This window comes from Streptomyces sp. NPDC043854, assembly GCF_056436005.1.
In genome coordinates this window covers 15662-25430 of record NZ_JBWKDK010000041.1, presented here as the reverse complement: position 1 = coordinate 25430, position 9769 = coordinate 15662, and the positions used below count along the sequence as shown (strand labels likewise).

Sequence of the window (9769 nt, the reverse complement as noted above, 5' to 3'; positions counted from 1 at the left end):
GTGTCACTACGCTTCGTGTTTACCGTTCGTCATTCCGGTTACACCAGCTGGTGACAGGCACTCAGTACCCGGCGGAAGGCAGAAACATGACCCTTGTCACGGTGCTCATCCTCGTCGCGGTCCTCGGCTGCATCGCCCTCCTCGCGGTGGCGCCGGCGGCGCCCGTCCGGCGCAACCCCGATCCCGAGGTGCCGGGTACGGATCCTGCCCGGCTGAGGACGGTCCCCGGCCAGCGCAGCGTGCACCACCGGGCCGGCTGAGCCGGTTCCGCTGCGGGGCAGGGCTGTCCGGCGGGGCGTGCATGTGGCGGAGCCCGGGAGTATGTCCAGCTCCCGGGCTCCTGTGTGCCACCCAATTGCGCACACCGGCGGCGTTTAAGAGTCGCGGATCATTCTGAGATCGATGTGTTCTACCTTTGAACTACCGCGCCACGAGAGAGGCACAGAGGGGACTTGAACCCCCATCCATCGATGATCGTCCACGCTCGGTCGATCCGGTGTTCGGCGGCGAATACTGAGACTGGAGCGAGAATCTGAGATTTACGGGGCCGCCTCTACCACTTGGGCCACCCCGGCTCGTGTGCCGGGGGAGGGATTCGAACCCCCAACCGTTACCCCTCGGTCAGCTTCAACTTCAGTTTCAGCTTGCGCTTCACGCGCACCCTCCCCGCTCAAAAGGAGGGAGTCTCAAGGCTACCCGAACAGATAGCCGAACACCGCATCGCCGACCCGCTGCTCGGTGACGTCGACGCCGTTGGCCTCCTCGCGGGCGAACTTGACGGCCTGCTGGAGCCTTTCCAACCGGTCCAGGAGCTCGTTGACCCGCCGGGCCGGAAGGGCGCCGGAGAACTTCACGGTCGTCCAGTACCCGACGGCTATGTCCTCGTAGTACACCTCGACCTGGGCCGGGTGCTTGTCCGTGGCCTCCGCCTTGACGTGGTTGCGCGGGACCTTCTTGGTGCGGATCGTGCGGACCGCGTCCGTCTTCCACGAGTCCGTCGAGGGGTCGAGGGTCCAGGACTCCGAGGCGTCCAGCACCGGAAGCTTCCGGACGAAGGTGTGCAGGTCGGTGAGCTGCTTCTCCAGGAAGAGCAGGTACGGGACCGGGACCTGGGGCAGCAGAACCGTTCCGTCGACGACGACGTCCGCGGCCGCCGTGCGGTTCGCCCAGTCCTTGGTCGCCGTGACGTCGAAGAGCCGCTTCAGGGTCGTCGCCGTGGCCCGGAGCACGTCCTCGGCCTTGACCTGCACCCGGGTGGACTCGGGCGGCAGCTGCTCGCCCTCCTCGTCCTTGGGCTGGTAGGTACGCGCAATGCCGGCGAGCAGCGCGGGCTTCTGGACATCGTGGTGGGCCTGCGTCAGTTCCTGGAGGGACTTGGACTTGACGCCCTTTTCAACGGCGATGATCTGATTCAACTTCGGCACGGGAGAAACCTAACAGCACACCAGAACCGGCCACATGTCTTTTTTTCTCCGGCCCCGGACCCGCCCCCTCCCGCGGCCGGGAGGGGGCGGAGTGGTTCAGGAGCGGGCGGTCGTGCGGTAGGTGGCGACCTGGACGCCCGTCGGGCTGGTGGTGGCGGAGACCAGTTCGAGGGTGTGCAGGCCGCCGTCGGCCGGGAAGAGGGACTTTCCGCCGCCGAGGAGCACCGGCATGACCATGAGCCGGAGCTCGTCGACCAGGCCCTCGCCGATCAGGGTGCGGACGAGGGTGGGGCTGCCCATGACCAGCAGGTCGCCGCCCGCGCTGTCGCGGAGCGCGCGGATGCGGCCGAGGGCTCCGCCACCGGCGACGAGGGTGGTGTTCTCCCAGGTCAGGTCGGCTTCCCTGAGGGTGTCCGAAACCACGTACTTGGGGAGGGAGTTCATCCGGTCGGCGAAGGGGTCGCCCGCCCGTCCGGGCCAGGCCGCGGCCATGTTCTGCCAGGTGCGGCGGCCGTAGAGCAGTGCGTCGGCCTGGGAGACGGCGTCGGCGAAGGCACCGCCGACGATCTCCGGGTCGAAGAACGGGTGGGTCCAGCCGCCGTGGGCGAAACCGCCGTCCCGGTCCTCGTCGGGGCCGCCGGGGGCCTGCACGACACCGTCGAGGCTGATGAACTCGCTGACCACGATACGCATGGGACTCGCTCCTGTTGCTGTCGATCTCTGTGGTGACTCACATGGAGACACCCGCGGCGGGCCGGAGTCATCGTTCCGGCACGCGTGATCCCGGTCACACGGGCAGGAGGTGGGGGCGTTTGGCGGTGCGGTCGGTGCCGGAGGAGCGGCCGCGCACGCGCCGCAGCAGCCAGGGCCCGAGGAAGCCGGCGGCCCAGCCGAGTTCGGCCGCGGCAGCCTGGCGTCGGGTCACGGGCGGTACGGGCGGCAGGGGGCGGGTCCAGGAGTCGTCGCTGCCGGAGACGGCGAGGGCCTGGGCGACCGCTGCGGCGATCCGCGCGTGGCCGAGCGGACTCGCGTGCAGCCGGTCCGGGCTCCACAGGCGGCGGTCGGCGACCACCGGGTGGTGGGCGGTCTCGGCGACGGCGACGCCGTGGCGGCGGGCGGCCTCGCGGATCCGGTGGTTGAGGGCGGTGACGCGGGGTGCGAGCGGGCGGGCGAGCGGTGTGATCCGGGAGACGTCGGGGAAGGTCACGGTGGCGACCCGGGCACCCTGGGCGGTGAGCGCGGCGAACGCCGCCTCCAGGTGGCCGGCCACCTCGTCGGCGTCGAACCGGGGCCGCAGCAGGTCGTTCACCCCGGCGACCACGGTGGCCAGGTCGGGGCGCAGCGCGAGGGCCGGGGCGAGCTGCTCGGCCCGGACCTGGCCGGCGAGGCGGCCGCGGACCGCGAGGTTGGCGTACCGGAGGCCGGGGTGGTGGCGGGCCAGCTGCTCGGCGAGGCGGTCGGCCCAGCCGCGCAGGCCGGTGGCGTCGTCGCCGTCGCCGAGCCCTTCGGTCTGGCTGTCGCCGAGGGCGACGTACCGCTCGTAGCGGCCGGTGCACCCGTACGGCGGCTCGCCGGGGTGTCCGCGGTGCGGGTCAGTGCCGTCGGCGGGCATGGGCGGCCTCCCTTTCCTCGAGGACGGTGGCGGTGCGCTCGCACCACTGCTCGTTGGCCTGCTCGTAGGCGATGCCGGCCAGGCAGGTCAGGTACGGGCCGACGCGCTCCCCGTGGCGGAGGAACTCCTCCTCGCTGCGGCCGCCGCGCATCTTCTCCAGCAGCTGGCCGAAGAGGGCGGTCTTGGCCCGGGCCACCTCGGCGCGTTCGGTGAGCTGGGCGAGGAGCGCCGCGGTGTCGACGTGGTCGGCGGCGTGGACCTTGACCACGAGGTCGTCGCGCATGAAGGAGGGCTTGGCGGCGGCTGCCGTGAACCGCTCCAGCTCGGCGAGCCCCGCACCGGTGACCGTGAACAGGCGCTTGTTGGGGCGGGTGTCCTGGACCACCTCCCGCCCGGCGACCAGGCCTTCCTTCTCCAGCCGGGCGAGCTCGGCGTAGAGCTGCTGGGGCAGGGCGTGCCAGAAGTTCGCGACGCCCACGCTGAAGGACTTGGCCAGCTGGTAGCCGCTCAGCTCCGCGTCGAGCAGGGCTGCCAGCACGGCGTGGCGCAGGGCCATGGGGCCGTCTCCCGTCTCCTCGGGCCGCCCTCTGGCAGGGCCGCACCGGCCCATGATACTCAAGAACCTGACTACTCACATTTCTGAGTATTCGAGTTTCGGAGTACCCGAACACCCGAGTACCCGAGTACCCGCCTGCCCGAGCACCGAAGAGCCGGAGGAGCCATGAACGCAGCCGATCGCTTCCGCGCCGCCGTCGAGAGCCGCGACCTCGCCGCCATGGAGGAGCTGTTCACCGAGGACGTCCGCCTGTTCAGCCCGGTCAAGTTCACACCGTTCGAGGGCCGGCCGATGGTGCTGGGGCTCCTCGGGGTCCTGCTGCGGACCTTCGACGACTTCCGCTACATCGGCCGCTTCGACGGCGCCTCCGAGACCAGCGCGGACGGCGGCGAAACCCCGTCCGCGGTGCTGCTGTTCCGGACGACCGTGAACGGCCGCGAGGTCCACGGCATCGACCTGCTGCACTTCGCCGAGGACGGCCGGGTCAAGGAGTTCACGGTCATGGTCCGGCCGCAGTCCGCCGTGCACACCCTCGGCGAGGCCGTGCTCGCCGGCCTGGTCGCGGACGGCCTGGTCCCGGGCGCGGCATAGCGCGCCCGGCCGGCGCCCAGGCCCCGCGGTAGCGCGGGGCGCCGTCCGCTTACGCACCGCCACGAACCGTGCGGCCGTGGCCGGTTGGGCGTCGGAACGGGGAATCCGGCGACCGACCGGCCCGGTCGCGGCACCGCCACCCCCATGCGGCAGGATGGCCATCCGTTCCGGTTGCGTACACGCGTACGCCCGAACAGGCCCCCATGCACGACAAACTGACAGGTGGCAAGGTGACGACACACTCCATACGACGGCCGGCAGCACCCGTCGCCGCTCCCCCGGCCCGGCAGGCCACGGAGGGCGTCCGTTGAACCGCGACCTCGTCCTGCACGACTGGCTCACGGCCGGGATCGCGCTCGCCGCGGGCGCCCTGGCCGCCCTCCTGCTGCGAGCCGTCCTGAAGCGGCTGGCCAAGCACGCCGAGCGGACGCGGTGGGCGGGCGACGACATCATCGTCGACGCACTGCGGCCCGTCGCTCCGGGCGCGGCACTCCTCGCCGGCGCCGCGGTCGCCGGCTCGATGCTGCCCCTCACCAGCAGGGTCTCGGGACTGCTCAACCAGTCCCTGACCGCGCTGCTGGTCCTGATCGCCACGCTCAGCACCGCCCGGGTCATCGCGGGCCTCGTCCAGTCCGTGGCGCAGTCGCGGACCGGGGTGGCCGGATCGGCCTCGATCTTCGTGAACATCACCCGGATCGTGGTGCTCACGATGGGCTTCCTCGTCGCCCTCCAGACGATGGGCGTGTCCATCGCACCGCTGCTCACCGCCCTCGGCGTGGGCGGTCTCGCGGTCGCCCTGGCGCTTCAGGACACCCTCGCGAACCTCTTCGCGGGCGTGCACATCCTCGCCTCGAAGACGGTGCAGCCCGGCGAGTACATCCGCCTCAGCAGCGGGGAGGAGGGGTACGTCGTCGACATCAACTGGCGCAACACCGTGGTCCGCAACCTGTCGAAGAACCTCGTGATCATCCCGAACGCGCGGCTCGCGAAGACGAACATGGTCAACTTCACGCAGCCCGAGCAGCAGCTGACCATCCTGGTGCAGGTGGGCGTCGGGTACGAGAGCGACCTGGAACACGTGGAGCGGGTGACGCTGGAGGTGGTCGACGGCGTGATGGCGGAGATCAACGGCGCCGTTCCCGAGCACGAGGGCCTCGTCCGCTTCCACACGTTCGCGGACTCCCGGATCAACTTCACGGTGATCCTCGGCGTCGGCGAGTTCAGCGACCAGTACCGGATCAAGCACGAGTTCATCAAGCGGCTGCACCGGCGGTTCCGGGAGGAGGGCATCTCCATCCCCGCACCCACCCACACGGTCGCGATCAAGGGGGACCCGAGGTCGCCCGCGCTCGGCGCGGCCCTCCCCCAGCAGCGCGGGACCTCGCCGTCCGTGCTGACGACCGAGACCGGCCGGTAGTTCCCGCGCGCCGGGGGTCCGGCGGGCGGGGTGGAGGGTCGTCCGGCGGTACGGGCGGGTGGTGCCGTACCGCTGAACGGCCCTCCCGCTGCGTCCGCGCGGAAACGGCCTCCGTACGATGGGCACATGACCTTTGCCGCGCAGCCGACGAGCCGCCGCCCCGCCGGGCGCGGCTTCGTGCTGCTGGTACTGGTGCTGCTGGCCGGCGTGCTCGGGATGCACGCCCTGTCGCCCAGCCCCGCCGCGGCCCGTCCGGCCGCAGCCGCGCAGGCGGCGCACGCCGGGCACGCGATGGCCGCCGGCCATGCCGCCGCGGCCGCGGACCAGGACAGGGTCTGCTCGCACACCGGCGGCGGATCCGGCCACCTGGGCCACGCCGACGCGACCTGCGCGGCGGCCGGCATCGGCTCCGCGTACGCGCCTCCGGCACCGGCCGCCGCCCTCGTGGGCGCGGCTCCCGCGCCGGTGCGCCCCGGTGCGGTGCCGGCGTCGGCGGTGGCCAACCGGGCACCGCCGGATCTGGCCGTACTGCAGCTCCTGCGGATCTAGAGCGGCCCGCGCGGCCCGCCCCTGCCCGCCCTGCCCGACACCGGTCGGCGGGGGCGTGGTGGTGCCGTGCCCGCCGGTACCTCTTCATCCGTTTCCTCGCGCGTGCCCCGTACCCCGTAGTCCGTCCGCGCGTGTGCTCACCAGCGCACGCGCACCCGTACGCCGTACCGGGCCGCGCCGCACCAAGGAGTCGCACCACCATGAGCAGCAAGCGTTCTCTCGTCCGCCGTACCGCCACCGCCGTCGTCACCTCCGCGGCGGCCGTCCTGGTCCTCGCGGCCTGCGGCGGCAACGGCGGCAGCTCCGCGCAGGACGGCGCCACCACGTCGGCCGCCCCGTCCGCTCCGGCCTCGAAGCCCGCCGCACAGGGGCAGCACAACGCCGCGGACGCCGCTTTCGCCAAGGGGATGATCCCCCACCACCGCCAGGCGGTCGAAATGGCCGACCTGGCCGCCACCCGCGCCGAGAACCCCGAGGTGAAGAAGCTCGCCGCCGACATCAAGAAGGCGCAGGACCCGGAGATCAAGACCCTGTCCGGGTGGCTGACCTCGTGGGGCGAGCAGGTGCCCGCCGAAGGCGCCATGGACCACTCCGCGCACGGCATGCCCGGGATGATGAGCGCTCAGGAGATGGACCGGCTGAAGAACGCCTCGGGCAAGGCCTTCGACACCGCCTTCATGGAGCTGATGATCAAGCACCACGAGGGTGCCGTGGCGATGGCCAGGACGGAGCAGACCGCGGGCTCCTTCCCGGCGGCCAAGACCATGGCCGAGGCGATCATCACCTCCCAGTCCGCCGAGATCGCGCAGATGAACAAGCTCCTCGGCAGGAGCTGACCCGCGGACGCCCCGGCCCGGGTGCGGGCGCCCTTTGGCGCCTGAACCGGCCCTGTTCTCCCGAAGCTACGGCGAAGTGACGAGTAGCTCTCTGTAAGCGAGGCGGGGTCCGGGGACTTCGCCGGCTTGGAGAGCGGCGAAGTCGGCGTGGGCCTGCTCGACGGCTTCGGGGTATGCCTCGCGCTTGCCGTGTTCGGCGAGCGCCCGGTAAACGCTGGCGACGGACGGGCTCTGTCCCATGCGCTTGCCGGTGGGGATGATCAGGTCGGGCTGGATCTGCTCGACGGACTCGCCGTTCGCGCGGCGCCGCAGCACGGTGTGCAGCATGTCGGCGGTGATGACCGGCGGCCGGCCGCCGTGCTCGCCCTTGCGTGCTGCGGTGTCGAGCCCTTCGAGAGTGGACCGGCGGATGTTCTCCCGCTCGGTCTCCGCCATCGCCGCGAAGAACGCGAACAGCAGCCTGCCCGGGCCGGTGGGGTCGTAGATGCCGGGCAGGGGCCCGGCGAGCATCTCCAGGACCAGGCCGTGGGCGGTGAGGTGGTCGGCGAGCGCGGTGAGCTCGGCGGCGTCGCGGCCGAGGCGCTTCATCTCGTACACGGTGAAGATGACCCGGCAGTGCGGGGCGTGTGCCTTGACCTCCCGCGCCGTCCGCAGCGCTTCCTCGAATTTGGGCCGTACGCGGACCCGGGTACTGATCTTCTCGCTGAAGATCTTGTCCCTCGGGATGCCGTGCTTGCTGAGCGCGTCGAGCTGCGAGTCCAGCTCCTGCCCGAGGGTCGAGCAGCGCGCGTAACCGATGCGGATGTCCGCGCTCGGCAGGACCGGGTCGATCGGCGCCGGCGGCGGGGTGCCGGGCCGCCATGGCCGGCCTGGGCCGCGGTCGGCGGGGGTCGGCACCCGCAGTGCCTTCTTCAGTCGGGGCACCAGGGTGAAGCGGCGGGTGTGGTAGGCGGAGGCGACCGCGCCGCCGCGCGAGCGGCACGGCGAGCCGGGCTGTGCGTCACACTTCGGACAGGTGTGCTGTTCGACAGCATCAGCCTCCGACCGGACGGCCGGGGAGGGCGGCTGAGGGTCCGTCATGGGCCCAGATTTTCGCACAATGCAAGTCTCATAAAGGGCTCCGTTCCGCTTTCGAGTGAGAACTGGTTCTGAGAACCGATCGGGGTTCGACGGGGGTTTGGCGGCCATCTGTTGATCTTGCTTGCGCAAAGGAACGTTTGTGAGAGTTGCTGCGAGTACAGCTCTGGCCCTCGCTTCGGGTTGGGGAAGATCACCACGGGGCGGTCGACGGCGCATCGGCGACCGGCCTGTCCCGATAGACCGGCAGGCCCCGCGAACACAGCGCCTGTCTCTGAACCCTGGTCGGCTGCTGCGTGGCTGGTCCGAGGAGGGCGGTTGGGTGGCCGGAGGGCAGCGTTGTGCGATGTGTGCGGACGCGGCCCGGCGTCGCATGGCGGCTTCCTATGTACAACGCCGGCCCTGCTGGCCTTCTCCGGGATACAGGGGTCAGTATCCCGGAGAAGGCGGAGGATCCGGGACGGGCAGTTGAGCTGTCGGTCAGTTGGTCGCGGTGAACACGCGCAGGTGCTCGCCGATGAAGCTGTGGAGCGTCCTGGCGGGGCGGCCGAGGACGGTCTCGATGGTGTCGTTGGGGGATTCCGGCCGTGCAATGGCCAGTTGCTGGATCTCTACGACGTGGCTCGCGAGCCAGGGTGGCATGTGTGCGGTCGACAACAGATGGCTGTAGAACTCGTTCGGTGGCAGGTCGATGTAACGGACGGGGCGGCCCGTCAGCTCGCTGAGGAGACGGGTGAGCTCGGAGTGGCTGAAGGCCTGCGGGCCGGTCAGGGTGTACGTGGTGCCGGCAAGGCTGGGGCGCAGGAGGGTTTCGGCGGCGACGTCGGCGATGTCCCGGACGTCGATGTAGTTGCAGGGTGCGTCGCGCATCGCCCCGATGAGTGCGCCCTGGGCGATCGCCGGGGCGTTCAGGAGCAGCTTTTGCATGAAGGCGTAGGGTCGGAGCATCGTGGCCGTCATGCCGGTTGCCGCCAGGTGGTCCTCGACCCCCCAGTGGCCGCGCGAGATGGCTACCGGTGAGGCGGGCTCGGCTGCCGGGGCGGAGAGTTTGACCACGTGCTGTACCCCGCACACGGCCGCGGCGTCTATGGCGTTGGTCTCCAGCTCGGCTTGACGCGGGCTGTTGGCCATGGCGAGGAACAGCTGTGTGGATCCCTTGAGGGCGTCGCGGAGTGTGCCGGGATCTGCGGCGTCCGCGCCGACGATCTCGACCGGCGCTTCGGCGTCGATGGCGGCGCGCAGTGTGTCGGGGGTGCGGCTGACAGCGCGGCAGGGGACGCCGAGTTCGGTCAGCCGCCGGAGCAGCGCCCCGCCGGTGGCGCCGGTTGCGCCCATGATGGTGATCACAGTGAGCCTTTCACGGTTGAGGGGTTTGGAGAAGGGGTGTGGAGGGGCGGGTCACGTCTGCTGCCGGGAGGTCGCGCCGTGCCACCGCCAGGTGACGATGGCGGCGGCCAGAGCGGCTGACAAAGGCAGGTCGATCCGCAGTCGCTCCAGCCATCCGGCGTCGGGCACCGGCGTGTGCGACGGCAGCCACTCGGATGCGAACCACCCGAGCAGGCCGGCGACTGCGGCCGCCGCAACGGCGAGTCCGAGGGCGAGCGCCAGTCGCGGCGCCGAGGTCGTCCAGCGGGGGGGGGGGGGGGGGGGGGGGGGGCGCGAGCCGAAGAAACAGGAAAAAAAGAAAGAAATGGCCCCCACGAGAGG

11 protein-coding genes are annotated in these 9769 nt (G+C 71.1%); 5 read left to right on the top strand and 6 right to left on the bottom strand.

Annotated features, from left to right (window positions below; translation table 11 throughout):
• The first annotated feature begins 86 nt into the window (after positions 1-86).
• Positions 87-260: a hypothetical protein gene (locus AC068A_RS28810; RefSeq protein WP_478589176.1), complete on the top strand. Its 174-nt coding sequence runs from the start codon at positions 87-89 to the stop codon at positions 258-260.
• A gap of 432 nt (positions 261-692) precedes the next feature.
• Here AC068A_RS28810 and AC068A_RS28805 read toward each other — a convergent pair whose 3' ends face one another.
• The 4 genes from AC068A_RS28805 to AC068A_RS28790 form a co-directional block, all read right to left on the bottom strand.
• Positions 693-1424, bottom strand: a complete 732-nt coding sequence (locus AC068A_RS28805; protein WP_478589175.1) for a DUF7873 family protein — start codon at positions 1422-1424, stop codon at positions 693-695.
• A 96-nt stretch (positions 1425-1520) separates the two neighbouring features.
• Positions 1521-2117, bottom strand: a complete 597-nt coding sequence (locus AC068A_RS28800) for a dihydrofolate reductase family protein (protein WP_478589174.1) — start codon at positions 2115-2117, stop codon at positions 1521-1523.
• A gap of 94 nt (positions 2118-2211) precedes the next feature.
• Complete coding sequence (locus AC068A_RS28795) at positions 2212-3036, bottom strand: SGNH/GDSL hydrolase family protein (protein ID WP_478589173.1); 825 nt, start codon at positions 3034-3036, stop codon at positions 2212-2214.
• A complete protein-coding gene (locus AC068A_RS28790) occupies positions 3017-3592 on the bottom strand; it encodes a PadR family transcriptional regulator (protein ID WP_478589172.1) in 576 nt (191 codons plus the stop codon). Before AC068A_RS28790 ends, AC068A_RS28795 begins: the two co-directional genes overlap by 20 nt.
• 165 nt (positions 3593-3757) lie before the next feature.
• On the opposite strand from AC068A_RS28790, the gene AC068A_RS28785 reads away from it, so the two are divergent.
• The 4 genes from AC068A_RS28785 (at position 3758) to AC068A_RS28770 (ending at position 6985) form a co-directional block, all read left to right on the top strand.
• Positions 3758-4183, top strand: a complete 426-nt coding sequence (locus AC068A_RS28785; protein WP_478589171.1) for a nuclear transport factor 2 family protein — start codon at positions 3758-3760, stop codon at positions 4181-4183.
• A gap of 307 nt (positions 4184-4490) precedes the next feature.
• On the top strand, positions 4491-5600 hold the full coding sequence (locus AC068A_RS28780) for a mechanosensitive ion channel family protein (RefSeq protein WP_478589170.1): 1110 nt from the start codon (positions 4491-4493) through the stop codon (positions 5598-5600).
• 126 nt (positions 5601-5726) lie between these two features.
• On the top strand, positions 5727-6149 hold the full coding sequence (locus AC068A_RS28775; RefSeq protein WP_478589169.1) for a DUF6153 family protein: 423 nt from the start codon (positions 5727-5729) through the stop codon (positions 6147-6149).
• 200 nt (positions 6150-6349) lie between these two features.
• Entirely contained in the window at positions 6350-6985 is a 636-nt protein-coding gene (locus tag AC068A_RS28770; protein WP_478589168.1) for a DUF305 domain-containing protein, read from the top strand.
• A gap of 66 nt (positions 6986-7051) precedes the next feature.
• On the opposite strand, the gene AC068A_RS28765 is transcribed toward AC068A_RS28770, so the two are convergent.
• Together AC068A_RS28765 and AC068A_RS28760 are read right to left on the bottom strand one after the other, a co-directional pair.
• Positions 7052-8065, bottom strand: a complete 1014-nt coding sequence (locus AC068A_RS28765) for a recombinase family protein (RefSeq protein ID WP_478589167.1) — start codon at positions 8063-8065, stop codon at positions 7052-7054.
• 477 nt (positions 8066-8542) lie between these two features.
• Complete coding sequence (locus AC068A_RS28760) at positions 8543-9397, bottom strand: NmrA family NAD(P)-binding protein (RefSeq protein ID WP_478589166.1); 855 nt, start codon at positions 9395-9397, stop codon at positions 8543-8545.
• Between the last annotated feature and the right edge of the window lie 372 nt (positions 9398-9769).

Coding starts and splice junctions, on each gene's coding strand:
- AC068A_RS28785 (WP_478589171.1), top strand. CDS start 3,758: ATGAACGCAGCCGATCGCTTCCGCGCCGCCGTCGAGAGCCGCGACCTC.
- AC068A_RS28770 (WP_478589168.1), top strand. CDS start 6,350: ATGAGCAGCAAGCGTTCTCTCGTCCGCCGTACCGCCACCGCCGTCGTC.
- AC068A_RS28810 (WP_478589176.1), top strand. CDS start 87: ATGACCCTTGTCACGGTGCTCATCCTCGTCGCGGTCCTCGGCTGCATC.
- AC068A_RS28800 (WP_478589174.1), bottom strand. CDS start 2,117: ATGCGTATCGTGGTCAGCGAGTTCATCAGCCTCGACGGTGTCGTGCAG.
- AC068A_RS28760 (WP_478589166.1), bottom strand. CDS start 9,397: ATGGGCGCAACCGGCGCCACCGGCGGGGCGCTGCTCCGGCGGCTGACC.
- AC068A_RS28790 (WP_478589172.1), bottom strand. CDS start 3,592: ATGGCCCTGCGCCACGCCGTGCTGGCAGCCCTGCTCGACGCGGAGCTG.
- AC068A_RS28775 (WP_478589169.1), top strand. CDS start 5,727: ATGACCTTTGCCGCGCAGCCGACGAGCCGCCGCCCCGCCGGGCGCGGC.
- AC068A_RS28765 (WP_478589167.1), bottom strand. CDS start 8,065: ATGACGGACCCTCAGCCGCCCTCCCCGGCCGTCCGGTCGGAGGCTGAT.
- AC068A_RS28795 (WP_478589173.1), bottom strand. CDS start 3,036: ATGCCCGCCGACGGCACTGACCCGCACCGCGGACACCCCGGCGAGCCG.